The sequence below is a fragment of the Cellulosimicrobium composti genome, from assembly GCF_010287905.1.
GTDB classification, from domain to species: Bacteria; Actinomycetota; Actinomycetes; order Actinomycetales; family Cellulomonadaceae; genus Cellulosimicrobium; species Cellulosimicrobium composti.
The window spans coordinates 34,111-59,324 of sequence record NZ_JAAFAN010000005.1 but is presented as its reverse complement, the minus strand read 5'-3'; the positions used below and the strand labels follow the sequence as shown (position 1 = coordinate 59,324).

General features: G+C 75.9%; 24 protein-coding genes. 15 read left to right on the top strand and 9 right to left on the bottom strand.

Annotation, left to right across the window (positions count from 1 at the left end; translation table 11 throughout):
• Window positions 1–76: 76 nt before the first annotated feature.
• The 5 genes from GYH36_RS02405 to GYH36_RS02380 form a co-directional block, all read right to left on the bottom strand.
• A complete protein-coding gene (locus GYH36_RS02405; RefSeq protein ID WP_162288992.1) occupies window positions 77–733 on the bottom strand; it encodes a YigZ family protein in 657 nt (218 codons plus the stop codon).
• Between the two features lie 218 nt (window positions 734–951).
• Window positions 952–2,400, bottom strand: a complete 1,449-nt coding sequence (argG, locus tag GYH36_RS02400; protein WP_162288991.1) for an argininosuccinate synthase — start codon at window positions 2,398–2,400, stop codon at window positions 952–954.
• An 809-nt stretch (window positions 2,401–3,209) separates the two neighbouring features.
• Window positions 3,210–3,698: a VOC family protein gene (locus GYH36_RS02390; protein WP_162288990.1), complete on the bottom strand. Its 489-nt coding sequence runs from the start codon at window positions 3,696–3,698 to the stop codon at window positions 3,210–3,212.
• A gap of 171 nt (window positions 3,699–3,869) precedes the next feature.
• Complete coding sequence (locus GYH36_RS02385; RefSeq protein ID WP_024839704.1) at window positions 3,870–4,445, bottom strand: Dps family protein; 576 nt, start codon at window positions 4,443–4,445, stop codon at window positions 3,870–3,872.
• Between the two features lie 190 nt (window positions 4,446–4,635).
• Window positions 4,636–5,805: a DUF3866 family protein gene (locus GYH36_RS02380; RefSeq protein ID WP_115942560.1), complete on the bottom strand. Its 1,170-nt coding sequence runs from the start codon at window positions 5,803–5,805 to the stop codon at window positions 4,636–4,638.
• A gap of 159 nt (window positions 5,806–5,964) precedes the next feature.
• On the opposite strand from GYH36_RS02380, the gene GYH36_RS02375 reads away from it, so the two are divergent.
• The 10 genes from GYH36_RS02375 (at window position 5,965) to GYH36_RS02330 (ending at window position 17,976) form a co-directional block, all read left to right on the top strand.
• Window positions 5,965–6,915 (top strand): helix-turn-helix transcriptional regulator, encoded by a 951-nt coding sequence (locus GYH36_RS02375; RefSeq protein ID WP_246209127.1) that lies wholly within the window; start codon window positions 5,965–5,967, stop codon window positions 6,913–6,915.
• The gene (locus tag GYH36_RS02370; RefSeq protein WP_162288989.1) at window positions 6,908–7,912 is read left to right on the top strand and encodes a helix-turn-helix transcriptional regulator; all 1,005 of its coding nucleotides are present in this window, start codon (window positions 6,908–6,910) and stop codon (window positions 7,910–7,912) included. The genes GYH36_RS02375 and GYH36_RS02370 overlap by 8 nt, the downstream gene beginning before the upstream one ends.
• 10 nt (window positions 7,913–7,922) lie before the next feature.
• On the top strand, window positions 7,923–8,249 hold the full coding sequence (locus GYH36_RS02365; protein ID WP_162288988.1) for a hypothetical protein: 327 nt from the start codon (window positions 7,923–7,925) through the stop codon (window positions 8,247–8,249).
• A 44-nt stretch (window positions 8,250–8,293) separates the two neighbouring features.
• Window positions 8,294–8,557 carry a Sec-independent protein translocase subunit TatA gene (gene tatA / locus GYH36_RS02360; RefSeq protein ID WP_024839699.1) on the top strand — a complete coding sequence of 88 codons (264 nt, stop codon included), beginning with the start codon at window positions 8,294–8,296 and terminating at the stop codon, window positions 8,555–8,557.
• A gap of 36 nt (window positions 8,558–8,593) precedes the next feature.
• On the top strand, window positions 8,594–9,337 hold the full coding sequence (gene tatC / locus GYH36_RS02355; protein WP_024839698.1) for a twin-arginine translocase subunit TatC: 744 nt from the start codon (window positions 8,594–8,596) through the stop codon (window positions 9,335–9,337).
• A 43-nt stretch (window positions 9,338–9,380) separates the two neighbouring features.
• Window positions 9,381–10,454 carry a diacylglycerol/lipid kinase family protein gene (locus GYH36_RS02350; RefSeq protein ID WP_162288987.1) on the top strand — a complete coding sequence of 358 codons (1,074 nt, stop codon included), beginning with the start codon at window positions 9,381–9,383 and terminating at the stop codon, window positions 10,452–10,454.
• A gap of 62 nt (window positions 10,455–10,516) precedes the next feature.
• Window positions 10,517–13,471: a DEAD/DEAH box helicase gene (locus GYH36_RS02345; RefSeq protein ID WP_162288986.1), complete on the top strand. Its 2,955-nt coding sequence runs from the start codon at window positions 10,517–10,519 to the stop codon at window positions 13,469–13,471.
• Between the two features lie 98 nt (window positions 13,472–13,569).
• Window positions 13,570–15,210 (top strand): amidohydrolase, encoded by a 1,641-nt coding sequence (locus tag GYH36_RS02340; protein ID WP_162288985.1) that lies wholly within the window; start codon window positions 13,570–13,572, stop codon window positions 15,208–15,210.
• Window positions 15,211–15,457: 247 nt separating this feature from the next.
• Window positions 15,458–17,170 carry an apolipoprotein N-acyltransferase gene (gene lnt, locus GYH36_RS02335; protein WP_162288984.1) on the top strand — a complete coding sequence of 571 codons (1,713 nt, stop codon included), beginning with the start codon at window positions 15,458–15,460 and terminating at the stop codon, window positions 17,168–17,170.
• 17 nt (window positions 17,171–17,187) lie between these two features.
• Window positions 17,188–17,976 carry a polyprenol monophosphomannose synthase gene (locus tag GYH36_RS02330; RefSeq protein ID WP_034603654.1) on the top strand — a complete coding sequence of 263 codons (789 nt, stop codon included), beginning with the start codon at window positions 17,188–17,190 and terminating at the stop codon, window positions 17,974–17,976.
• Between the two features lie 124 nt (window positions 17,977–18,100).
• Here GYH36_RS02330 and GYH36_RS02325 read toward each other — a convergent pair whose 3' ends face one another.
• Entirely contained in the window at window positions 18,101–18,445 is a 345-nt protein-coding gene (locus GYH36_RS02325) for an RNA polymerase-binding protein RbpA (RefSeq protein ID WP_021483180.1), read from the bottom strand.
• Window positions 18,446–18,794: 349 nt separating this feature from the next.
• On the opposite strand from GYH36_RS02325, the gene GYH36_RS02320 reads away from it, so the two are divergent.
• The 3 genes from GYH36_RS02320 to GYH36_RS02310 all read left to right on the top strand — a co-directional run bounded on the left by GYH36_RS02320 (window position 18,795) and on the right by GYH36_RS02310 (window position 21,554).
• The gene (locus tag GYH36_RS02320) at window positions 18,795–19,982 is read left to right on the top strand and encodes an LLM class flavin-dependent oxidoreductase (protein ID WP_115942553.1); all 1,188 of its coding nucleotides are present in this window, start codon (window positions 18,795–18,797) and stop codon (window positions 19,980–19,982) included.
• Between the two features lie 49 nt (window positions 19,983–20,031).
• Window positions 20,032–20,670 carry an FMN reductase gene (locus tag GYH36_RS02315; RefSeq protein WP_162288983.1) on the top strand — a complete coding sequence of 213 codons (639 nt, stop codon included), beginning with the start codon at window positions 20,032–20,034 and terminating at the stop codon, window positions 20,668–20,670.
• Window positions 20,671–20,813: 143 nt separating this feature from the next.
• Window positions 20,814–21,554 (top strand): SHOCT domain-containing protein, encoded by a 741-nt coding sequence (locus tag GYH36_RS02310; protein ID WP_162288982.1) that lies wholly within the window; start codon window positions 20,814–20,816, stop codon window positions 21,552–21,554.
• A gap of 16 nt (window positions 21,555–21,570) precedes the next feature.
• On the opposite strand, the gene GYH36_RS20210 is transcribed toward GYH36_RS02310, so the two are convergent.
• Window positions 21,571–22,581, bottom strand: a complete 1,011-nt coding sequence (locus GYH36_RS20210) for an FUSC family protein (RefSeq protein WP_162288981.1) — start codon at window positions 22,579–22,581, stop codon at window positions 21,571–21,573.
• A gap of 78 nt (window positions 22,582–22,659) precedes the next feature.
• Here GYH36_RS20210 and GYH36_RS02300 point away from each other — a divergent pair, with 78 nt between their 5' ends.
• Window positions 22,660–23,133, top strand: coding sequence for a hypothetical protein (locus GYH36_RS02300; protein ID WP_162288980.1), 474 nt, complete (start codon window positions 22,660–22,662; stop codon window positions 23,131–23,133).
• Window positions 23,134–23,151: 18 nt separating this feature from the next.
• Here GYH36_RS02300 and GYH36_RS02295 read toward each other — a convergent pair whose 3' ends face one another.
• A complete protein-coding gene (locus GYH36_RS02295) occupies window positions 23,152–23,910 on the bottom strand; it encodes a DinB family protein (RefSeq protein ID WP_162288979.1) in 759 nt (252 codons plus the stop codon).
• A 296-nt stretch (window positions 23,911–24,206) separates the two neighbouring features.
• Between GYH36_RS02295 and GYH36_RS02290 the strand changes: the two genes are divergently transcribed.
• A complete protein-coding gene (locus tag GYH36_RS02290) occupies window positions 24,207–24,731 on the top strand; it encodes a putative immunity protein (RefSeq protein ID WP_162288978.1) in 525 nt (174 codons plus the stop codon).
• 19 nt (window positions 24,732–24,750) lie between these two features.
• Here GYH36_RS02290 and GYH36_RS02285 read toward each other — a convergent pair whose 3' ends face one another.
• On the bottom strand, window positions 24,751–25,173 hold the full coding sequence (locus tag GYH36_RS02285; RefSeq protein ID WP_162288977.1) for a hypothetical protein: 423 nt from the start codon (window positions 25,171–25,173) through the stop codon (window positions 24,751–24,753).
• Window positions 25,174–25,214 lie beyond the last annotated feature (41 nt).

Here is a 25,214-nt window from a genome sequence, read left to right as displayed (position 1 = left end):
CCCTCCCCGCCGAGCATGCGGTTGCTGCCCAGGAGCGGCCCCGCACGGGGCACGACCGCATGGTCGGCGGGTGGGGTCAGGCCGGGAGGTCGACGACGTGGCTGTCGCCCCGGCGCGCGGTGAGGGCGCCGGACGACGCCGCGGCGAGGTCGGCGTCGAAGCGGTCGAGCTCGGCGGGCGGGACGAGCACGGTGAACGCGGCGACGGCTCCGTACGCGACGTCGTCGAGCGTCCCGTCGTGGTGGGCGCACCAGTCGCGCAGGACGCCGTGCAGTCGACCGGCGTCGGCGTGCGGGACGTCGACGTGCACGGCGGTGAGGACGGCGCGACGCACCGGGCGGGCCCGGTCGAGGGCCTCGCTCACGGCGGTCGAGTACGCGCGCACCAGGCCGCCCGCGCCGAGCAGCACCCCGCCGAAGTACCGCGTGACGACGGCGACGACGTCCGTGACCCTGCGGTGCCGCAGCACCTCGAGCATGGGGATCCCCGCCGTGCCCGAGGGCTCGCCGTCGTCCGTGGAGCGCTGCTGGTCGGCGTGCACGCCGACGACGAGCGCGACGCAGTGGTGCCGGGCGTCCCAGTGCTCCTTGCGCAGCCGCGCGACGACGGCGTCGGCCTCGGCGACGGTCGCGACGGGGGAGAGGTGCGCGAGGAACCGCGACTTCTTGACGACGAGCTCGTGGTCGACCGGACGGGCGATCGTGCCCCACAGCTCGCCGGTACCCGTGCTCATGCGAGCGAGCCTAGCCGCGTGGGAGGGGGCTCCGTCCGAGGCCCCGCCCGCGGGCGCGACGGAGCGCCTCGGCGCGCCCTGGCGCGGACCGCGCCGGTCCGGAGAGCACCGGTCCAGATGCGCCGGTCCGGACGCAGCCGTCTGGGCGTGCCGGCCCGGACGCAGCAGTGCCCGGGTCGAGGGCTCCGACCCGGGCACCGCTGCGCGAGGAGAGACGGTCAGTCCGTCCCGGACTCCATCGCGGCGCGGTCGAGGAGCGCGTCGTCCTCCTCGACCTTGCCGCGCGACGCGATGACCTCCGCGCCGCCCTCGGGCATGGCGCCGATGAGCTCGGTCGACGCGCCCTGCGCCGCGCCGATGAGCGCGGCGTGGGTCGTGCCGACGATGCCGATGCCCGCGTACTGCTCGAGCTTGGCGCGCGAGTCCGCGATATCGAGGTTGCGCATGGTGAGCTGGCCGATGCGGTCCATGGGACCGAACGCCGAGTCCTCGGTGCGCTCCATCGAGAGCTTGTCCGGGTGGTAGCTGAACGCGGGCCCCGTCGTGTCGAGGATCGAGTAGTCCTCGCCGCGGCGCAGGCGCAGCGTCACCTCGCCCGTCACGGCGGTGCTGACCCAGCGCTGCAGGGACTCGCGGATCATGAGGGCCTGCGGGTCGAGCCAGCGGCCCTCGTACATGAGCCGGCCGAGGCGGCGGCCCTCGGTGTGGTACTGCGCGAGCGTGTCCTCGTTGTGGATCGCGTTGACGAGGCGCTCGTACGCGGCGTGGAGCAGCGCCATGCCGGGGGCCTCGTAGATGCCGCGGCTCTTCGCCTCGATGATGCGGTTCTCGATCTGGTCCGACATGCCGAGCCCGTGACGACCGCCGATCGCGTTGGCCTCCTTGACGAGGTCGACCGCGGACTCGAACTCGCGCCCGTCGATCGTCACGGGGCGGCCCTGCACGAACCCGATCGTCACGTCCTCGGTCGCGATCTCGACCTCGGGGTCCCAGAACCGCACGCCCATGATCGGCTCGACCGTCTCGATGCCGGTGTCCAGGTGCTCGAGCGTCTTCGCCTCGTGCGTCGCGCCCCAGATGTTGGCGTCCGTGGAGTACGCCTTCTCGGTGCTGTCGCGGTAGGGGAGGTCGTGGGCGAGGAGCCACTCCGACATCTCCTTGCGGCCGCCGAGCTCGGCGACGAAGTTCGCGTCGAGCCACGGCTTGTAGATCCGCAGCGCGGGGTTGGCGAGCAGGCCGTAGCGGTAGAACCGCTCGATGTCGTTGCCCTTGAACGTCGAGCCGTCGCCCCAGATCTGGACGTCGTCCTCCTGCATTGCGCGCACCAGCAGGGTCCCGGTGACGGCGCGGCCCAGGGGAGTGGTGTTGAAGTACGCGCGGCCGCCCGAGCGGATGTGGAACGCGCCGCAGGCCAGGGCGGCGAGGCCCTCCTCGACGAGCGCGGCGCGGCAGTCGACGAGGCGCGCGATCTCGGCGCCGTACGCGGTCGCGCGGCCGGGCACCGACGCGATGTCGGGCTCGTCGTACTGGCCGATGTCGGCGGTGTAGGTGCACGGCACGGCGCCCTTGTCGCGCATCCAGGCGACGGCGACGGACGTGTCGAGGCCGCCGGAGAACGCGATGCCGACGCGCTCGCCCACGGGCAGGGAGGTGAGAACCTTGGACATAGTCAAAGTATGCGCGATTCTGCATAGGTATTCAATCTGAGGCCGCGCGCCGGGTTCCTCCCGGCGCGTCGCGGCGCGCCATCCGCACAAAAAGTGTGCCAAGCAGTACGGTCCTCACCATGCGCACCGACGATGTCGTCCCACCCGCCGGCCCCGACGGCCCGCCGCCGGACGGCGCGCCCCGCGAGGCCCCGGTGTCACCGGGCGGTGCCGACGCCGAGCCCGGGACGACGCGCGCCGTCGCGCCGGGCGCGCAGGGGAGGGCGTCCCGCTACCCGCGCCCGACGGTCACGCTCGCCGAGGCGGAGTGGGTGTGGCGCCTGCTCGCGACGGAGGCCATGGTCGAGTCGGCGAAGCCCGAGACGGTCCGCCTGGCCGTCGTCGCGGGGCTCACGCGCGCCACCGGCGCCCGGTACGGGGACCTCCTGCGCTGCACGACCGACGCGATCGACCTCGGCCCGTCGACGGCGCGGGCGGGGGAGGGGAGGGTCGTGCTGACGCACGGCAAGCACCGCACGGTCCGCGAGCACGTGCTCAGCGCGAGCGTCGTCGTCGTGCTGCGCCGCTGGATGGCCGTGCGCGAGGTGCTCGCAGCCGACCTGGAGGGCTCGGTGCCGCGCGCGCTGCTGCTCACGGTGCACCACACGCACGACAACGGCGTCACCGTGTCGAGCGGCCTGCCGATCACGAAGCAGGGTCTCGTGCTGTCGTGGCGGCGGTTCGTGCACCGGACGAACGCGCGCTACGGCGCGGTGCGCGCGCCGCTGCCGACGCGCTTCGAGCAGGTGCGGCGCGCGTGGGTCGAGGCGTCAGCCCCGGCGGGCAGCGGGATCGTCGCCGGCCCCGGACTCGGTGACGACGCCGGGCGGGACGCCCTCCTCGCCGTCGAGCTCCTGGAACAGCGTGACGTGGAGGCCCGCGGGGGCGTCGAGGCGTGAGTTGAGCGAGCGCCAGGGCGTGGTCGTCGGGGGAGCGACGAGCTCCGCCCCGGCCTCGACCGCGCGTCGCGTCGCCTCCTGGGCGTCGTCGACCTCGAACGCGACGCGTAGGTGCCCGGCCACCTGGCGCCCGACCTCCAGGTCGTCGATCGCCCGCTTGTGCGCGGGGTTCGCGATCTCGAGCGTCGCGCGCCCGACGTCGAGGATCGCCACGCGGTCGTCCTCGCCGTCGGTGTAGGCGATGCGCTCGGGGAGGCCCAGGACGTCGCGGTAGAAGGCGAGGGCGGCGTCGTAGTCCCCGGCCTCGACGACGAGGCGGAGCTGGCGGACGGCGGGCGGCGGGGTGGTCTCGTCGGTCATGCCCCGACTCTAGTGGTCTTGCGGAAAAAATAGTGTGCCAAGCACTTCATCCACATCATCACCACCGCGGACACCTCACCATCCGGCACGGACCACGAGGGGCCGCCACGGCGGTGCGTGACGGCCCCTCGCGACCCTGCCCGCGCTGGGGCGGCAGGGGAGCGGCTCGTGTCAGGGCTGGCCGGTGGCGGCTTCCTCGGCCTTGCGCGCGGCGCCCTTCTCGGTGCTCGCGCCCTCGGTGGACAGGTCGCCGCGCGTCGACTCGAGGTGCGCACGGACGAACCAGTGGAAGAGCTCGAGCTCGTGGAGGTGGCCGACGAGGAGGTCGTTCGTGACGTCGTCGAGCTCCTCGGTGGCGGTCGCGGCCTCGCGGTGCGCGGTGATGACGCCGACGTACACCTCGTCGAGCGCGCCGAGGTGCGCGATCGTCGACGCGCGGCCCAGCGAGTAGTCCTCCCAGCTGCGCGCGGCGACGAGCGCCCCGGGGGTGCCCTGCGGCGAGACGCCGAGGGTCGCGATGCGCTCGGCGGTCGCGTCGACCATCGCGCGCACGGCGTCGACCTGCGGGTCGAGCATCTCGTGCACCGCGATGAAGTGCGGACCGACGACGTTCCAGTGGATGTGCTTGAGCGTCAGCTGGAGGTCGTTGAGCGCGTGGAGACGCTCCTGGAGGATGCCGGCCACCTTCGCCCCTTCCTCCGGGGTGAGCGACGGGACCGTGTACTTGGGCAGGGGACGAGCGGCCATGGGTGCCTCCTCGGGTCGGGTGCGCGCGCCGCGTCGCGGCGGGGACGGCCGGCGGTGCCGTCCTGGCCCATCGTGGGGCGCCCGGGCGCTCCTCGCAGGACGAGCGCCCGACGCCGGGGACGCGGGCCGACCTCGCAGGAGGACCTCGCAGGGGCGACGGCGAGGAACCGTCGGCGCCCGTGCGGCCCGGTCAGGCGTGCCGCGACGCCTCGGCGTGCACCCCGGCGACGGCCGCCGCGACGAACGCGGCCGGGTCGGCGTCGAGTCCGCGCCCCATCGTCGACAGGCGGACGGGGGTCGCGCGCAGGGCGTCGACGAGGTCGGTCCCGGCGGGGACGTCGACGAGGTGATGACGCCCGTCCGGGGCTGCGAGCGACGCGGCCTGCCGGGCGACGCGGTGCGTGAGGTCCTGCCCCCACCCGGGGAGCGCCTCGACCTCGGGCGCGGGCACCGGCACGGGGATCTCGCTCGGGGCGAGCGCGACGCGGCCGTACGCGGTGAGCGAGTGGTGGGAGACGCCGAGGTGGCGGTCACGTGCGTCGGCGCCCGAGACGCGCAGCGAGGCGACGGGACGCCCGCCGAGAGCGCCGACCGCGTTGAGGGCCTCGCCCGCGGCGACGCCCGAGAAGCCCCAGCGCGTGCCGGTCCCGAGGTTGCCGGGCCCCTGGGCGACGACGACGAGGTCGGCGCCGACGACGTGGTGCGCGGCGAGCAGGCCGGTGTGCACCGTGACGGCCTCGAGGTCGCCGCCGAACGCCTGGCCGACGGTGACGCACGCGTCGATCCACCCCGCGTCGCGCAGCGTCGCGACGGTGCGGGAGAACGCGGCGGGGAGCGCGCCGCCGTCGGTCATGACGTACGCGACGCGCGGGGCCGGACGGTCCGCGAGCGCCGCGGCGTGCCGGGCGCCGGCGACGACGGCGGGCAGGGCGGAGTGGAGGTCGGCGACGACGACGGGGGTGCGGGCGAGGTCGTCGGCGTCGCGGAGGGTGTCGTGGTGGGGGGACTCCTGCTCGTCGACGCCGAGGACGAGGGCCTGCAGGGGCGTGTAGCGGGCCTTGACGAGGTGGCCGGGTCCGGGCGTGGGGTCGGGCGGGAGGGGGGTGCCGGGTCGGGCGGGGCCGACGACGAGGGCGTAGCCGCCGGTGCCGAGGCCGCGGGCGAGCGCGGAGACGTTGAGGAGGACGTGGTCGCCGGGGGCGGGGGTGCCGACGAGGTGGGTGTAGGCGAGGGCGCGCACGGTGGCGTCGGGGTCGTCGTCGCGCCCGGGGAGGGGTGCGTGGAGCCGGACGTGCAGCTCCTGGGCTCCGGTCCAGGCCTTCGCGTGCGACACCACGGTCGCGGTCCGCCACGTGATCACGCGGCACACCCTATCGACCGACTAGCGTGGTGCCCGATGTCCGCTCCCTCGCCCTCGTCCTCGTCGTCGTCCGCCGTGCCCGCGTCGGCGGGGTCGCCGACGAACCCGGCGGCGCGTCTGCTGAACCTGGTGATCGCGTTGGTGAACACGAACGCGTCGATGACGAAGCAGCAGATCCGGGCGAGCGTGGCGGGGTACGGGGATGCGCCGTCGCCGGACGCGTTCGAGCGGATGTTCGAGCGGGACAAGGACACGTTGCGCGAGCTGGGGATCCCGATCGTCACGGTGGACGCGGGTGGGCACGCGGACGAGGTGGGGTACCGGATCGACCAGGACGCGTACGCGCTGCCGGCGGTGGACCTGACGCCGGCGGAGCTGGGGGTGCTGGCGCTGGCGGCGCAGTTCTGGCAGGACAAGACGTTGCGGACGGACATCTCGCGGGCGTTGACGAAGCTGCGGGCGGCGGGTGCGGGTGAGACGGCGATGGACGTCGTGGCGGGTCTGGCGCCGCGGGTGCGTCCGGTGGGGGACGCGTACGGGACGTTGATGGACGCGATCTCGGCGCGGCGGGCGGTGTCGTTCACGTACCGGGCGGCGAGCACGGGTGAGGTGCGGTCGCGGCGGGTGCAGCCGTGGCGGATCGCGGCGCGGCGGGGCGGTTGGTACCTGGTGGGTTTCGACCTGGACCGGGGTGCGCCGCGGTCGTACCGGTTGAGCCGGGTGGAGGGGCGTGTGCGGGCGACTGGGCCGCGGGACGCGTTCGAGGTGCCGGTGGAAGTGGACGTGGACGCGGCGCTGGGGTCGCGGGACGCGGGGGGTGTGGCGCGGCTGGCGGTGGTGCCGGAGCGTGCGGGGGCGTTGCGGGCGCGGGGGACGGTCGTGGGGTCGGTGCCGGACGCGCGGGCGGGTGACGGTGCGGGTCGGGACGTGCTGGAGGTGCCGTACGACGTGCGGTACGCGATGGCGGACGAGGTCGTGGGGTACGGGGACGCGGTGCTGGTGCTGGGGCCGCCGGACCTGCGGGAGGCGGTGGTGCGCCGGTTGCGGGCCGCGGCGGCGCTCGTGCTGCCTGCGGGGTCGGGCTCGGCGGAGGTGGGGGAGCGTGGCTGAGCGCGCGGACGACCGGTTGGTGCGGCTGCTGGGCATCGTGGCGTACCTGGACGGTGCGGGGCCGGTGCCGGTGGGGGAGCTGGCGCGGCACTTCGGCGTGAGCGAGCGGCAGGTGCTGGACGACGTGGACGCCCTGTGGGTGTCGGGGACGCCGGGGTACTGGCCGGACGACCTCATCGACTTCGACGCGGACTCGTTCGAGCGTGGCGTGGTGCGGTTGACGGAGGCGCGCGGGATGACGCGCCCGTTGCGGTTGGGGACGCGTGAGGCGGTGGCGCTCATCGCGGCGTTGCGGGCGATGCGTGAGACGGCGGCGGTGCAGGCGGACCTGGAGCGTGCGGGCGTGGTGGAGTCGGTGCTGCGCAAGCTGACGGACGCGACGGGGGAGGCGGCGGCGGCGCTCGACGTGCAGCTCGCGCCGGAGGGGGACCGGCGGGTGGTGGCGGCGGTCACGAGCGCGCTCGTCGCGGGTCATCGCCTGCGGATCCGGTACGTCACGGCGGCGGACGAGGAGTCGGAGCGCGAGATCGACCCGGTGTCGCTGCACACGCAGGACGAGCACGCGTACCTCCTGGCGTGGTGCCACCGTGCGCGCGGGCGTCGCACGTTCCGCGTCGACCGCATCCTCGCCGCGACCGAGCTGGACCAGCCCGTGGAGGGGCACGACGTCGATCCCGACGTGGACTTCACCCCGACCGGCGACGCGCCGCTCGCGACGATCACGTTCGCGAGCCCGGCGCGCGCGGTGGCGGAGCAGGTGCCGGTGGAGTCGGTGCGGAACCTGCCGGACGGCGCGTTCGAGGTGCGGCTGCGCGTGACGAACCCGGTGTGGTTGCGTCAGCTGCTCACGGAGCGGGCGCGGCACGTGCTGGCGGTCGAGCCGGCGGCGGTCGCGCAGGACGTGCGCGAGGCCGCGAGCGCGGCGCTTGCGGCGTACGCGCACCTGCCGGCGGACCCCGTCGACGGGCCGGGCGCCGGTGCGCGGGCTGCTGGCTAGGGTGGGCGGCATGTGGTTCTGGGTCTGGACGGTGCTCGTGGTGGGCACGCTCGTGGGCGTGTTCTTCCTGGCCCGCCGGTTGTGGCGGTCGGTGAGGGGGCTGGGTCGCGAGCTGTCGCGTGCGTCGGAGGTGGCGGCGCGGATGGGCGCGCGCGCGGACGAGCTGTCGCGGGCGTTGGAGGAGGCGCAGCCGTCGACGGCGCCGACGCTGTTCGAGGACCCGGTGGTGCTGCAGGAGCGGGTGGACGTGCTGCGTGCGCGGCGCGTGGACCGCAGGGCGGACCGGCGTCGGCGCGACGAGTTGGTGTGGTCCCGCTGGCGCCGCTTCAACGCGTAGACTGCCGCGCGTAGCGCCGTCCCCCCCTGAGGAGGAGTTAGCCCATGGGCATGCTCAAGCCCTGGCACATCATCGTGCTGGTCGTCGTCATCCTGCTCCTCTTCGGCGCGCGCCGTCTGCCAGACCTGGCCCGGAGCGTCGGGCAGTCGCTGAAGATCTTCAAGAGCGAGGTCAAGGACCTGCGCGACGACGACGCGACGCCCCCCGCCTCCGGTGCCGCGGGCACGGGCTCGTCGACCTCGACCGGCTCGTCGACCGCCACCGGTGGGACGACCGCGCCCGTGCAGGACGACCCTCCGAAGGCGTAGGCGGTGTCACGTACGTCCCGTGACCCCGAGGGGCGGATGCCGCTCCGTGAGCACCTGCTGGAGCTGCGCAAGCGCCTGTTCCTCTCGGCGTGCGGTCTCGTCGTGGGCGCGGTCGTGGGGTGGTTCCTCTACGAGCCGCTGCTCGAGGCGTTGCAGGCCCCGCTGCTGAAGGCGGCGGAGGAGCAGGGGAAGGTCATCAGCCTGAACTTCTCGGGTCTGGCCTCGGCGCTCGACATGAAGGTGAAGGTCGCGCTGTTCCTCGGTGTGATCGTCACGTGCCCGTGGTGGTTGTACCAGCTGTGGGCGTTCATCACGCCGGGTCTGACGACGCGGGAGAAGCGGTACGCGTTCGCGTTCCTCGGTGCGTCGGTGCCGTTGTTCCTCGGTGGGGCGCTGCTCGCGTGGTGGGTGCTGCCGCACGCGGTGGACATCCTGGCGGGCTTCGTGCCGGAGGGGGCGACGAACCTGGCGGACGCGCAGGGGTACCTGAGCTTCGTCATGCGTCTCGTGCTGGCGTTCGGCCTGGCGTTCGTGCTGCCTGTCGTGCTGGTGGCGCTCAACGCGGCGGGCATGCTGCGTGCGTCGAGCATGGCGAAGGGCTGGCGGTGGGCGGTGCTCATCGCGTTCGTGTTCGCGGCCGTGATGACGCCGACGCCGGACGCGCTGACGATGATCTTCGTGGCGCTGCCGATCTGCGGCCTGTACTTCGCGGCGCTCGGCATCAGCTACCTCCACGACCGGCGCGTCGACAAGCGCGACGCCGCGCGGCTCGCCCTGTGACCGGTCGGGTCCGTCCGCGCCCTGCCGGGCGCGGCGCGCGGGCATGAGCACGGTCGCGCTCGTCGTCAACCCGACGGCGGGCCGGGGGCGCGGCCGTGCCGCGGGCGAGAGCACGGCACGCGCCCTGCGCGACGCCGGGTACGACGTCGTCGACCTGAGCGCCCCGAGCCTGCCCCTCGCGCAGGAGTCCGCGGACGCCGCCGTGCGCGGCGGCACGGGTGGCGGTTCCGCGGTCGGCGCGCTCGTCGTCGTCGGCGGGGACGGCATGGTGCACCTCGGGGTGAACGCGACCGCCGGGACCGGCGTGCCCCTCGGCGTCGTCGCGGTTGGCACGGGCAACGACTTCGCGCACGCCGTCGGCCTGCCGACCGGGCGCGCCGAGCGGTGCGTGGACGCGCTCCTCGCGGCCCTCGGCGCGGCGGGCGCCGACCCGGCCGTGCGCGCCGTCGACGCGGGCCGGGTCACGGGCGAGCACCTCGGGGCGCCGCGCTGGTACGCGGGCGTGCTGTCCGCCGGGATCGACGCCGCCGTGAACGCGCACGCGAACGCCGCCACGTGGCCGCGCGGCCGGGCCCGGTACGCGCGCTCCGCCCTCGCCGAGCTCTCCCGCTACCGCCCGTACGGGTACCGGGTCACGGTGCGCGGCGTCCCCGTGGGCGACGACGTGCCGGACGTCCTCGCGGGCGCTCCCCTCCTGCGCGACGGCCACCGCGCCGGGGCGGGCGCCGACACGCACGACGGCGGCACGCTCGTGTGGGAGTCGCCGGGCGCGCTCGTGTCGGTCGCGAACGGCCCGCGCTTCGGCGGCGGGGTGCGCATCGCGCCGGACGCCGCGCTCGACGACGGGCTCCTGGACCTCGTCGTCGCGGGCGCGTTCGGGCGGTGGGGTGCCACGCGCGTCTTCCCCGGCATGTACGCGGGGCGTCACCTCGCGCACCCGGCGGTCGGGACGCTGCGCGCGACGTCGGTGACGATCTCCCCGACCGCCGCCGGAGCGCCCCCGCCGCACGCGTTCGCCGACGGGGAGCACCTCGGCCCGCTGCCCGTGCGCGTGGACGTCGCCCCCGGCGCGGTGCGCGTGCTGCACGCGACCGGCACCGCCCCGCCCCGTCCCTGACCTGCCGGCGACGGACGGTCGCCGCGACCTGCGAGGGCGCCGCCGGACCGTAGGCTGGCCCCATGACGGCCGCCGACTCGCCCGCCGCCCGCTACGCCGCGTCCCGGGCCCGCCAGGCGGCGTCCCGCACGCGGCTCGCGGAGTTCCGCGCCATCCTCGACTTCCCGCTCGACGACTTCCAGGAGCGCGCGTGCGAGGCGCTCGAGGAGGGCCGGGGCGTGCTCGTCGCCGCCCCCACCGGCGCCGGCAAGACCGTCGTGGGGGAGTTCGCCGTGCACCTCGCCCTCGCCGGCGGTCGCAAGGCGTTCTACACGACGCCCATCAAGGCGCTGTCCAACCAGAAGTACGGCGACCTCGTGCGCCGTTACGGCGCGGACTCCGTGGGGCTGCTCACGGGCGACACCACCATCAACGGCAACGCGCCCGTCGTCGTCATGACGACCGAGGTGCTGCGCAACATGCTGTACGCGGGGTCGAGCACGCTCGACGGCCTCGCGTTCGTCGTCATGGACGAGGTGCACTACCTCGCCGACCGGTTCCGCGGGCCCGTGTGGGAAGAGGTCATCATCCACCTGCCCGACGACGTGCAGCTCGTGTCCCTGTCCGCGACCGTGTCCAACGCGGAGGAGTTCGGCGACTGGCTCGAGATGGTGCGCGGCGACACGACCGTCGTCGTCAGCGAGCGCCGACCCGTCCCGTTGTGGCAGCACGTGCTCGTCGCGTCGGCGAACCCGGCGGCGGGCGTCGCGCACGCGGGGGGCGGGCGCGCGCTCGGCGCGGACCTGCTCGACCTGTACGCGGGGCACGTGGACCCGACCGACCCGGGCGTGAACCCGCCGATCAACCCGGACCTGCTGGCCGCGTTCCGCGCGGCCCCGCGCACGAGCGCGTCGGGCCCGGGCGGGCGGCGCGGCCCCGGGGACCGCGGGTACCGGGGGCGCGGTGGGCGACGCCCCGGCCCGGACCGTGCCGTCGGGACGCGGCGCACCCCGGCGCGGTTCGCGGTCGTGGACGCCCTCGACGCGGACGGGCTGCTGCCCGCGATCTACTTCATCTTCTCCCGCGCGGGGTGCGAGGGCGCCGTGCAGCAGTGCCTCGCGGCGGGTCTGCGCCTGACGTCGCCCGCGGAGGAGGCCGAGATCCGGCGCGTCGCGGAGGAGCGGACGCAGACCATCCCGGCGGAGGACCTCGAGGTGCTCGGCTACTGGACGTGGACGGAGTCGCTCGCGCGCGGGATCGCGGCCCACCACGCGGGGATGCTGCCGGTGTTCAAGGAGACCGTGGAGGAGCTGTTCAGCCGTGGGCTGGTGAAGGTCGTGTTCGCGACCGAGACGCTCGCGCTCGGCATCAACATGCCTGCGCGCTCGGTCGCGCTGGAGAAGCTCGTCAAGTGGGACGGGACGGCGCACGTGGACGTCACTCCCGGCGAGTACACACAGCTCACCGGGCGCGCGGGGCGGCGCGGCATCGACGTCGAGGGGCACGCCGTCGTCGTCGACCACGCGGGCCTGGACCCCGTGCACCTCGCGGGCCTGGCGTCCAAGCGCCTGTACCCGCTGCGGTCGAGCTTCCGGCCCACGTACAACATGGCGGTCAACCTCGTCGCGCAGGTGGGGCGGGACCGGGCGCGGGAGGTGCTGGAGACGTCGTTCGCGCAGTTCCAGGCCGACCGCGGCGTCGTCGGGCTCGCGAAGCAGGCGCAGGCGCACGCGGAGGCCCTCGACGGGTACGCGCGCGCGATGACGTGCGACCGGGGCGACTTCGCCCAGTACGCGGCGCTGCGGCGACGCATCACCGCGCGCGAGGGCGACCTGTCGCGTGCCGCGAGCCGGGCGCGGCGCGCCGAGGTCGTGGCCGCGTTCGAGCGGCTGCGTCCGGGAGACGTCGTGGAGGTGCCGTCGGGGCGGCGCGCGGGCTTCGTCGTCGTGCTCGACCCGGGGGAGGGAGCCGGGTTCGACGGGCCGCGCCCCACGGTGCTCACGCAGGACCGGCAGGTCAAGAAACTCACCGTCGCCGACGCCCCGGGCGGCATCCGCACCGTGGCGAAGGTCCGCATCCCCAAGGCGTTCAACCCGCGCGTCCCGGCGCAGCGGCGCGACCTCGCGTCCACGCTGCGCAACGCCCTCGGGGCGCTCGACGAGCCCGGTACCCGGCCCGGCCGCACGACCCGCGCCCGCTCGGGCGCGGCGGACGACGCCGAGCTGTCGCGCCTGCGCGCCCAGCTGCGTGCGCACCCCTGCCACGACTGCCCCGACCGGGAGGACCACGCCCGCTGGGCGGAGCGGTGGGCGCGGCTGAAGAAGGAGCACGACCAGCTCGTGCGCCGCGTCGAGGGTCGCACGGGCTCGATCGCGCGCGTGTTCGACCGCATCTGCGACGTCCTCCTCACGCTCGGGTACCTCGCCCCCGGCGACGTCGAGGACGACCCGGCCGCGCCGCTCGAGGACGCGCTCGACGCCGAGGAGCCCACGGACGACGCCCGGGCGTCGCGCGGCGGGCTGCGCGTCACCCGCGACGGGCGGTGGCTGCGGCGCCTGTACGCGGAGAACGACCTGCTGCTCGCCGAGTGCCTGCGCCGCGGCGTGTGGGAGGACCTCGACGCGCCCGCCCTCGCCGCCGTCGTGTCCACGTGCGTGTACGCGGGGCGGCGCGACGACCACCACGGCGAGCCCGACGTGCCCGGCGGCCCGCACGGGAAGCTGGCCCGCGCGCTCGAGGCGACGACGCGCGTGTGGTCCGAGGTGGACGATCTCGAGGAGGAGCACGACATCGACGCGACGGGGCCGCTCGACGAGGGTCTCGTGACCGCCGTGCACCGGTGGGCCGTGGGCCGCAGCCTCGACGCGGTGCTGCGCGGCTCGGAGATCGCCGCGGGCGACTTCGTGCGCTGGTGCAAGCAGGTCATCGACGTGCTCGACCAGGTCGCGGGCGCCGCCCCCACGCCCGAGGTGCGGCGCACCGCCCGCCAGGCGATCGACCGGCTGCGCCGCGGCGTCGTCGCGTACTCCAGCGTGTGAGCCGCCGCGCGTGACGTGCGCGACACCCGCCGCGACCTGCGCGGACGCCGGACCGGGAGGGTGAGTTTCGTACGGTTGTGGCGGTATCGTGAAGGATTGTGGCCTCAACCCTGTACCGCGGTGGCGTGATCCATTCCTCGGCCGACCCCTTCGCCGAGGCCCTCCTCGTCGACGACGGCGTGATCGCCTGGATCGGCGCCGACGACACTGCCGACGGGCTCGCAGCCCGCGCCGACCGCGTGATCGACCTCGACGGCGCGCTCGTCGCGCCCGGCTTCGTCGATGCCCACGTCCACCTGTTCGAGGTCGGGCTCGCCCTCGCGGGCGTCGACCTGTCCGCGAGCGCCGGCGTCACGTCGCTCGCGGCCGCGCTGGAGGCGGTCGCGAAGGCGGCGGCCGCGTCCGGGGACGACGACGTGGTGCTCGCGTTCGGGTGGGACGAGCGCGCGTGGCCGGAGGGGCGCCCGCCGACGCGCGAGGAGCTGGACGCGGCCGCGGGCGGGCGTGCGGTGTACGCGGCGCGCGTGGACGTGCACTCGGCGGTGGTGTCGAGCGAGCTCGCGCGTCGGTGCGGCCTGGAGGGGCGCGCGGGCTGGGACGCGTCGGGCTGGGTGTCCGGGGAGGCGCACCACGTGGCGCGGGACGTGGCGCGCGACGTGTCGCCGGCGCGGCGCACGGAGCTGTACCGGTCGGCGCTGCGCGCGGCGGCGGAGCAGGGCGTGGTGTCGGTGCACGAGATGAGCGCCCCGTACATCGACACGCGTGCGGGGCTGCGCGAGCTGCTGGAGCTCACGGCGGACGCGGCCTCGGGGCTGGCGCACGTCGTGGGGTACCGGGGCGAGCTGTGCACGACGGTCGACGACGCGCGCGCGCTGCTCGCGGACGTGCCGGGCCTGACGGGGATCGCGGGCGACCTCAACGTGGACGGGTCGATCGGGTCGCGGACGGCGGCGATGCGCCTGCCGTACCAGGACGGGCCGGACCGGTCCGCCCGGGGGTCGCTCTACCTGAGCGCGGAGCAGATCGCGAACCACCTGTCCGCGGTCGGGGCGGCGGGCACGCAGGGCGGGTTCCACGTCATCGGGGACCGGGCCATGGACGAGCTGGTGCTGGGCCTGAAGGTCGCGGCGGAGGTGCACGGGCAGGGCGCGGTGCGTGCGGCGCACCACCGGGTGGAGCACGCGCTGTTCGTGGACGCGACGGCGCTGGCGACGCTGCTGCTGTTCGGGGTGAGCCTGAGCATCCAGCCGGCGTTCGACGCGGCGTGGGGCGGCCCGGACGGCATGTACGCGGCGCGCGTGGGCGCGATGCGCGCGCAGGGGCTGAGCCCGTTCGCGGACCTCGCGGGCGCGGGCGTGCCGCTCGCGTTCGGGTCGGACGCTCCGGTGACGCGGATCGACCCGTGGGCGGGGGTGCTGGCGGCGATGTCGCACGTGGACCCGGACCAGCAGATCTCGGCGCGGGCGGCGTTCCGGGCGCACACGCGCGGCGGGTGGCGCATCGCGGGGCTGGACCACACGGGTGCGGGGCAGCTGCGGGTGGGGGCGCCGGCGCACCTGGCGGTGTGGCAGGGCGAGCACCTGGTGGTGCAGGGCGCGCTCGGGCGTCAGACGTCGTCGTGGAGCACGGACGCGCGTGCGGGACAGCCGCTGCTGCCCGAGCTCGGGCCGGACGTGCCGCGGCCTCGGTGCCTGCAGACGGTGCGGGCGGGCGTGCCGCTGTACGACACGTTCGTCTGAGCGCCACCGCTTGACAGGGGCGTGAGCCGGAGTAGTTTCGTGGGGGTGTTCCGGCCCCCGCGGCCGCAGGGGGATCAGCCACCGACGACGACCCCTCGGCGTGCCGCGCCGGGTACCTGGCCGGGCTCGCGCGCTCAGTAGAAAACGTGCTGCGTCGGTGGCGGCGTCGTACGGGCCGAAGGGCGCGCGAGCCCGCACGCACCGCCCGACCCGGGTCGTGTGCAGGTGCGTGGCGTAAGGTGCACCCGTGCACGCCCCCGAGCCCACGGCCGCCCCGGCCGGGAGGTCCCGCCCCTCGGCGCCGGGCGCTCCCGACCCGGCCCCCGCCGCGTCCGACCGTCACGACCCCGGCGCCGCGGGCTCCCGCACCCCCGCCTCGCCCCCGTCGCTCCCGCTCGCGCTGCTGCTCGCGGCCGCGGGCGGCCTCGTCACCGACGCGGCGTTCCCCGACCGCGGCTGGTGGCCGCTCGCGTTCGTGGGCGTGGCCGCGCTGTTCGTGGCCCTCCGTGCCGGGGGCGCGCGGCGCGGGTTCCTCGTCGGGCTCGTGTGGGGCCTCGCGTTCTTCCTGCCGCACCTGTGGTGGGCCCGGTACGCGACGGAGACCGTGCCGTGGGTCGCGCTGTCCGTGATGGAGGCGTGCTTCGTCGGCGTGGTGGGCGCGGCGTGGGCCCTGGTGCGGCGCCGGTCCTGGCTGGCGGACCGCCCGGGCCGGCAGGCCGTGGCGTTCGCGGTCCTGTTCGTCGCGGCCGAGCAGGCGCGCAGCGAGGTCCCGTTCGGCGGGTTCCCGTGGGGGCGGCTCGCGTTCTCCCAGGCCGGCTCCCCGCTCGGGCGTGCCGCATGGCTGGGCGGGGAGGTCCTCGTGTCCCTCCTCGTCGCGCTGGGCGGCTCCCTCCTCGCGGTCGCGGTGCTCGCGCTCGCGGCGCGTCGCGACGTCGTGCGGCGGGCCGTCGTGCCCGTCGCGGTCGCGGGCGCGCTCGTCGCGGCGCCCCTCCTCGTGCCGCTCGACACGCGCGCGCAGGCGGGCACGCTCGCGGTGGGGGCCGTGCAGGGCAACGTGGGCGAACCGGGCCTGGGGTCGTTCGCGAACCGGGCCGAGGTGCTCGACAACCACCTGCAGGGCACGCTCGCGCTCCTGGACCAGGTCGAGCCGGGCGACCTCGACGTCGTGCTGTGGCCCGAGAACGGGTCCGACCTCGACCCGCAGACCGCTCCCGACGTGAGCCGCGCGATCGACGACGCCGCACGGGAGGTCGGGGCGCCGATCCTCGTCGGCGCGCAGGAGTACCCCGAGACCGGCGGCCGCTACAACGTCGCGCTGCTGTGGGAGCCGGGCGCGGGCGTCGTGGACCGGTACGCCAAGCAGCACCCCGCCCCGTTCGGGGAGTACATCCCGCTGCGGTCGCTGCTGCGCGTGTTCTCCGACCAGGTGGACCGCGTGACGATCGACATGATCCCGGGCGTCGGGACGGGCGTCGTCGACCTCGCGTCGGACCGGCTCGGGCGCACCGTGCCGCTCGGCGTCGTCATCTGCTTCGAGGTCGCGTACGCCGGGCTCGTCGACGACGCCGTCGCCGCGGGCGCCGAGGTGCTCGTCGTGCCCACGAACAACGCGTCCTTCGGGTACACCGCCGAGTCGACGCAGCAGCTCGCGATGTCGCGCCTGCGCGCGATCTCCACGGGGCGCGCGACCGTGCAGGTCTCGACCGTCGGCGTGAGCGGCGTCATCGCGCCCGACGGCACGCTGCTGCAGAGCACGGGGCTGTTCACCGCCGACCAGGTGGTCGCCGACCTGCCGCTGCGCACGAGCCTCACCCCGGCCGTGCGGGCCGGGGCGTGGCCGGGACGCGTCGTCGAGCTCCTCGCGCTCGGGGCGCTGGCCGCCGCCGGGGTGGCCGCGGTCCGCGAGCGCCGCGCGTCGCGCACGGACGGCGGCGACGCGCCCCGGGGCGGGGCCGCGTGAGCGCGCACCCCGAGGGGATGCCCGGCCGGGTGCTCGTCGTCGTGCCCACGTACGACGAGGCGCTGACGCTGCCGGGCACGCTCGCGCGGCTGCGCGCCGCGGTGCCGGACGCGGACGTGCTCGTGGTCGACGACGCGAGCCCCGACGGGACGGGCGACCTCGCCGACGCCGCGGCCGCCGCGGACCCGGGGGTGCACGTGCTGCACCGTGCGGGCAAGGAGGGGCTCGGCGCGGCGTACGTCGCGGGGTTCGGGTGGGGGCTGGCCGCCGGGTATGACGTGCTCGTGGAGATGGACGCCGACGGGTCGCACCGGCCGGAGCAGCTGCCGTCGCTGCTCGCCGCGCTGGGCCCGGCGGGCGAGGCCGTGGGGGAGCGCGGGGGAGCGGACCTCGTCATCGGGTCGCGCTGGGTGCCGGGGGGCCGGGTGGAGAACTGGCCGCGGCACCGTGAGCTGCTCTCGCGGGCGGGCAACGCGTACGTGCGGCTCGCGCTGGGGCTGCGCCTGGGCGACGCGACGGCGGGGTTCCGCGCCTACCGGGCGGCGGCGCTGCGGGCGGTGGACCTCGCGAGCGTCGAGTCGCACGGGTACTGCTTCCAGGTCGACATGGCGTGGCGCGTCGCGCGCGGGGGCGGGCGCGTCGTGGAGGTGCCGATCACGTTCGTCGAGCGGACGGCGGGGCGGTCGAAGATGAGCCGCGCGATCGTCACCGAGGCGCTGTGGAAGGTCACGGCGTGGGGGGTGCGCCGGCGCGCGGACGCGGTCGTCGCGGCGCTGCGGCCCCGCGCCCGGCGGGGCGTGCGCTGACGCGGGCGACCGGCGGGCACCGCCTCTGCGGGCCGCGTGGTCGCGAGCGGAGCGGTCCGGACGTGCGAGAGGCCCGGAACCCCTTCGGGGGTCCGGGCCTCTGGCGCGTCTCGCGGCGGGCGGCTCAGGCGCTGCGGCGCAGCTTGCCGGCGCGCAGCAGGCCGAGGCGCTCGTCGAGCAGCTCCTCGAGCTCGGAGATGGTGCGGCGCTCGAGCAGCATGTCCCAGTGGGTGCGGGCGGGCTTGCCGGCCTTGGGCTCGGGGCGCTCGGCGTCGCGCAGCAGCGCCTCGGCGCCGCAGCGGCACTCCCACACCGGGGGGACCTCGGCGTCGGTGGAGAACGGCAGGATGATGGTGTGCCCGTTGGGGCAGTCGTAGTGCGCCTGGAAGCGGGGGGCGAAGTCGACGCCCTCGTCCGACTCCATGCTCTTGGCACCGATGCTCATCCCGCGCAGCGAACGGTCGGCCATGGTGTCCTCCTGAGGGGGTCTTCGGGGGTGGGTGGGCGCGCCCGGTGGGGTGCCGGCGGCGGCCCGGTCTACGGAAGGCAACGCCTTACCGTCGGTCGGTGTTCCGACGTGCCGTGAAGGTCCGGTGAACGTCGCAGGGATGGTCGTCGCCCCCGCGGCGCCGGGCCGGGCCGCCTCGGCGCGTCGCCGTCCCAGGCTCCCGGGTTTCGATGCCCGACGCAACTCGTCGGGCCCCTCGCGGGGGCAGACGTGCGCACGCTCACACCCGGGCGGGAACAAACGGCCGGGGAGCCGGGTTGAGCGGCATGTACATGCAAACGCATCGACCCAGGACCCACGGGAGCGCACCATGCAGTTCGGCATCTTCACCGTCGGCGACGTGACGACGGACCCCACGACGGGCCGGACCCCGGACGACACCGAGCGGGTCCGGGCCATGCTCACCATCGCCCGGCACGCCGACGAGGCGGGCCTCGACGTCTTCGCGACGGGCGAGCACCACAACCCGCCGTTCGTGCCGTCGTCCCCGACGACGATGCTCGGCTACCTCACGGGCGTGACGAAGAACATCGTGCTGTCGACGTCGACGACGCTCATCACGACGAACGACCCGGTGCGCCTCGCCGAGGAGTACGCGATGCTCCAGGTCATCTCCGACGGGCGCATGGACCTCATGATGGGCCGCGGCAACACCGGCCCGGTGTACCCGTGGTTCGGGCAGGACATCCGCAACGGCATCCCGCTCGCGATCGAGAACTACGCGCTCCTGCGCCGCCTGTGGACCGAGGACGTCGTGGACTGGGAAGGCAAGTTCCGCACCCCGCTGCAGGGGTTCACGTCCACCCCGCGCCCGCTGGACGGGGTGCCGCCGTTCGTGTGGCACGGGTCGATCCGCAGCCCCGAGATCGCGGAGCAGGCCGCCTACTACGGCGACGGGTTCTTCCACAACAACATCTTCTGGCCGATGAGCCACACGCGGCAGATGGTGCAGTTCTACCGGCAGCGCTGGGAGCACCACGGGCACGGGCCCGCGGACACCGCGATCGTCGGTCTCGGCGGTCAGGTCTTCATGCGCAAGGACTCCCAGAAGGCGTGGGACGAGTTCCGCCCCTACTTCGACAACGCGCCCGTCTACGGGCACGGCCCGTCGATGGAGGACTTCACGCGCGAGACCCCGCTCACCGTGGGCTCGCCGCAGCAGGTGATCGACCGGTACGCCACGATGCGCGAGCACGTGGGCGACTACCAGCGCCAGCTGTTCCTCATCGACCACGCCGGCCTGCCGCTGAAGACGGTGCTCGAGCAGATCGACCTCCTCGCGGGCGAGGTCGTGCCCGTGCTCCGCCAGGAGATGGAGGCCGTGCGCCCCGCGCGCGTCCCGGCGAACCCGCCGAGCCACGCCGAGCGCGTCGCCGCCGCCCGGGCCGCCGGGACCGACGGCGCCGCGCACGTCGGCGGCAGCGAGGACCGCTGGACCGGGCGCACCGCCGAGGACGACCCGCAGCCCGCGCCGGCGGGCGCCGCGTTCGGGCTGTAGTCCGCGACGCGCCCACCGCACCGCACACCAGGAGCACCAGGAGCACCGCATGACCACCAGCACCCCCGCCCCGGACCGCCGCCTCGTCGTGGTGTCCGCCGGGCTGTCCAAGCCGTCCTCCACGCGCCTGCTCGCCGACCGGCTCGGCGACGCCGCGGTGCGCGAGCTGCAGGGCCTCGGCCTGACCGCCGAGGTCGAGACCGTCGAGCTGCGCGACCACGCGCACGCCGTCGTCGACGCCATGCTCACCGGGTTCCCCTCGGGCGAGCTCGCCGGCGTCCTCGAGCGGCTCACCGCCGCGGACGGGATCGTCGTGGCCACCCCGCTGTTCACCACCACGTACTCGGGGCTGCTCAAGTCGTTCGTCGACGTCCTCGACAAGGACTCGCTCACCGGCACGCCGGTGCTGCTCGGCGCGACCGGCGGCACCGCCCGCCACTCGCTCGCGCTCGAGTACTCCCTGCGCCCGCTGTTCACCTACCTGCGGGCCGACGTCACCACGACGTCCGTGTTCGCGGCCACGGACGACTGGGCCGCCGCGGAGGGCGAGGACGGCGGCGGGCTGCCTGTGCGCATCACCCGGGCGGGCCGCGAGCTCGCGGAGAAGGTCGCGCTGCGCCGCAACGAGGGCCCCGCGGACCCGTTCGCCGGGACCCCGGACTTCACGGCCCTGCTCGGCGGGCTCTGACCCGCCGCCCCCGCACGCCCCGGCCGCCGGTGCTCCGGCCGGGGCGTCGCCGTGCCCTGACCTGCGCCGACGCCCACGGCGAGGCTTGCCCCGGGCGGCGACGCGCGGCAGGATCGGGGGACCGACGACGACGGGGGAGCACGATGGGCACGAGCGCGACCGAGCACCAGGCGGCGACCTCCTCGACGGGGGCCGTCGCGACCGGGGCGGTCGCCCCCGAGACCCTCGCGGTGCCCGTCGTCGAGGCCCTCGCCGAGCGTCGACCCGCGGCGCCGCCCGAGCGGCGTCCCGTCGGCGTCGTCACGGTGCCCGGCCGCGCCCCGGACACGTCCCGCTTCGCCGCCGCGCCGCGCTACCCCGCCATGTTCCACGTCGCGGGCGGGCGCCTCGTGTGGGACGGCGCGCGGCTGCGCCTCGCGCGCGGGGACGGGACCGTCCTCGAGCCCGCCGGCGTGCCCGTCGTGACCGTCAGCGGGGACGGGCCGACCGTCGTCGTGACGTGGCGCGACGAGCGGCACCCGACCGCCCGCACGACCCGCGCCGTCCTCCTCGACGGGTCGTCGGCGCGCTTCGCCCGGTTCGCCCGGTCGCTCGCCGCCACCCGCCCCGGGAGCGTCGTCCTCGACGACCGCACCGTCCCGTCGCCGCGCGTGCCGCGCCTGCGACCCGGCCGGGCGGGCACCGCACGCCGGCCCGGCGTCTTCGCGCGCACCCTGTGGCGCGTCGTCGGGCGCGCCACGCCCGCCACGCCAGCCGCGAGCGCCACGACGGGCGACGGGGGAGCCGAGCTCGTCGCGCGCCTCGAGCGGCTCGCCGCCCTGCACCGCGCGGGCGACCTCGCCGACGCCGAGTACGCGCGCGCCAAGCAGGCACTGCTCGGCTGAGCACCCGCACCCCGGGTCACGGGGTGGTGCGGTCCTCGTCCGCGACGGGGTCACGCACGTCACGCAGCACCGGCAGGGACGCGTCGCCCGACGCGGGGACGAGGCGCGGCGCCCACCACGCGAGCAGCGCCCCGCCGGTCAGCACGAGCGCGGCCGCGGCCGCCGTCGCGACGAGCCGCTCCTCACCGACGACGAGCCCCGTCCCACCCGGGTCGAGCACGAGCATGAGGGTCACGGTGGTCGCCGTCGCGTTCGCCCACACCGGCCGGCGCACCGCGACCGTGACCGTCGCCGCCACGACCGCCAGGCCCAGCCGCACCGGCGCCGTCGTGACCACGGCCGCGAGCGCCCCGCCCACGGCCACGCCCGCGACCGTCCCGAGGACGCGCGAGCGCGCGGCGCGCGACCACCGGATCCCCGCGGTGGGCAGCACGAGCAGGAACACGGTCGTCGGCAGCCAGTACGCGAGCCGCGCCCCCCACTGCTGCGCCAGCACCGCCGCAACCGCGACGACCGCACCGAGCAGCAGGGAGACCGCGGCCGCGACCCGGCCCGGGACCCGGACGCCCTCGACCACGGCGGGCAGCCCCAGCAGGCGCGCGACGACCACCGCGTACGCCGCGGCGCCCGCGACCCACGCGAACCGCAGCATCACGGGCGCGCCGGTCGGCAGCGGGGGAGCGGACGCCGCGGCCGCCCCCACGAGTGCCAGGACCGGCGACCAGCCCCACCGTGCCGACCACCCCGTCGCGAGCCCGAGGACCCCGAGCACCACGACCCACCACACCGAACCGGCGGACGACGCCGCCGCGACCGACACGACGACGAGGACCGGGACCACCGCGAGCGCCCGACGCCACCCCGCGCGCAGCGCGAGCAGCACCCCGTAGACCGCGCCCACCGCCGTCACCGACGCCGTCGCCGCGTCCCCGAGCACCAGCCCCGCGGCCACGGGCACGGCGACCACCACGAGGAGCAGCACCACCGCCTGCCCCAGCGCGCGCACCGCCCCGCCGCCGGCTGTCACATCTCGAGCGTACGCACTCGACGTGCCGACGGCCGGGCACGCCCCCGGACGCGCACCGCGCCGTGATATCCATCGTCGATGGACCACCGCCACCGCCGGGCCCGGACCATCCCCTGCGCCGCCGCCGCGCTCGTCGCGCTCGCCGCCTGCGCCGGGCCCGTGACGCCACCTGACCTCGTGACGCGTCTCGCCGACGAGCCCACGTCCGCCGACTCCCTGCCCGGGACGCTGGTCCCCGTCGAGATGGACCCCGGCTCGGCGCGACGCCTGGGCGAGCTCGACGGCGTCGTCTTCTACGCCGGCTCCGGCACCCGTGACGGAGAGGATCTCGTCTGTCTCGTCGTCGCCCTCCCGGGGGACACCCCGACGGGCGACTCCGGCGCGTCGACGTGCGGCCCGGTCACCGACCTCGACGACGCCGACCTCCCCCTCGCGGTGCAGATGTCGGGTGTGCGGGTGACGGCCACGCTCGTCCCCGACGGGCTCCCCACGGACGGCGGCCTCACCCGGGTGACGCCCAACCTCGCCGCCGCGGTCGACCGCACCCCCTGATCGTCGCCCCGCCCGGGCTCACGCCCCGGACGCGCGCTCGATCGTGTCGAGGTCGCGCACCGCGAACCGGTGGTGCTCCCACTCCTCCTCGAGGATCACGTGCAGGCACGACAGCATCGTCTCCGGGTACTGCGGCGACCACGGGTTGGACCGCACCGCGGCGAGCTCCGCCTCCGTCACCCGCGCGAGGACGTCCCGCACCATCGCGACCCGGCCCGCCCGCGCGTCGAGCACGTCGTCGAACGCGGGCGTGCCCGTGACGAACAGCGACAGGTCCAGGCCGTCGTCCGCCGCCTGGGGGCCCGCCTGCCCGAGCGGGTGGAACGGGTGCTCCAGCCCCAGGACCGCGCGCCCCAGCCACGCGTCCGTCGCGAGCACCAGGTGCCGCAGCGTCTGCGCGAACGACCACTCGCCGTCGACCGACACGTCGACCGTGCCGGGCGGCATCGCCACCGCGCGCTCCACGGTCGCCGCCCACGTCGACTCCAGCGCCGCCCACGCCGCGCGCAGCCCCTCGGGGTCCGCCGCCCGGCGCAGCTCGCGCCCCGGGAACCGGCGGTCCAGCTCCGCCTCCACGAAACCCACCACGTCGACCCCGTTGACCCGCAACGGCACGTCGCCGTCCGGCAGCCAGGGCGCGTCGACGTCCATGCCCTCCACCTGGACGCCGCGCATCACCACGCCCGCAAGATCCGCGTCCACGAACCGCGCACCCCGCAGGTCCGCACCCTCGAACGTCGCACCCCGCAGGTCGTCGGAGCGGGAGAACCGTGCCACGCGCACCTCCTCGCCTCGCGTCCGCCCCGCGCACCCCCAGCGGAGTGGGGGAGCGGCACCGGTGCGGCGACCGCCCGCACCGGCCCGGACCGGGACCGCTCCGTGCGGAGCCCCGGACCGGGTGACGGGACGCCTCGCACCGTACGCCCGCCCGAGCCCGCGCACCAGCACCCTGCCGGACGACCGCACGACGCACACGACCGGCCACACTTGGGGGAGCGACGCACCCGACACCGGGACCGTGGCACGACCGGAACGACTCGCCCGCGCACCGGCGCGTGCGGGACCATCGGGGCATGCCGATCCTGCCCGCCGACCGCGACCCCCGCCTCGTCACCGTCCGCCGCGGCGGCACCCTCACCGACGAGCACCACCACGACCTCGCCCGTTGGGCCGTCGCCTGCGCCGAGCACGTCCTGCCCCTGTTCGAGCAGGCCCGGCCCGACGACACCCGGCCCCGCGACGCGCTCGACGTCGCCCGCGCCTGGATCCGCGGCGACGTCCCCATGAAGACCGCCCACCGCACCGCGTTCACCGCGAACGCCGCAGGCCGCGACCAGCCCCCGCCCGTGAAGTACGCGGCGCTCGCGGCCGGCCAGGCGGTCGCCGTCGCGCACGTCGCCGCGCACGACCTCGGCGCCGCCGCCTACGCGATCCGCGCCGCCACGGCCGACGCCGCCGCACGCGGCGAGGACCCGGAGGCGGCGCGCCTCGCCGAGCGCGACTGGCAGCGCGCCCGCGTCCCGGCCGCCCTGCGCGAGCTCGTGCTCGACGACCAGAGGCGACGCAGCGCCCTCTGCTGGCACGTGTTCGACGACTGACGCCCCGTGGTGCGTTTGGTCAGCGCAGCAGGTCCTCGTACGCGACGAGCGGCACCCGGCCCTCCGCCGCGGCCGCCACGTCCGCGTCGCCCGCCACGAGCACGTCCGCCTGCAGCATCGCGACCGCCACGTACTCCGCGACCGCGGTGTCCGGCGCGTCGAGCTCGCGCGCGACCCGCCACGCCACCGCCCGGGACGCGCGGTCACCGAGCAGGCGCATCTTCAGCGTCGCGACACCGTCCAGGTGGGCGCGCGCCGTCGCCTCGTCCAGCACACCCCGGCGCACGTCGCCGTAGAGGATCGACAGCGCGTGGCTGCGCAGCACCGACGGCCCCACGAGCGGGCGCCGCCCACCCAGACCCGGGTCCTCCCGCACGACACGCAGCGCCGTCACCGCGTCGATCGCCCAGCGCGTCCCAGGGCCCAGCACCGGAGAGCTCATGGGACCTAGTAGACACCCCGCGACCGCAGCCGACGACCCCG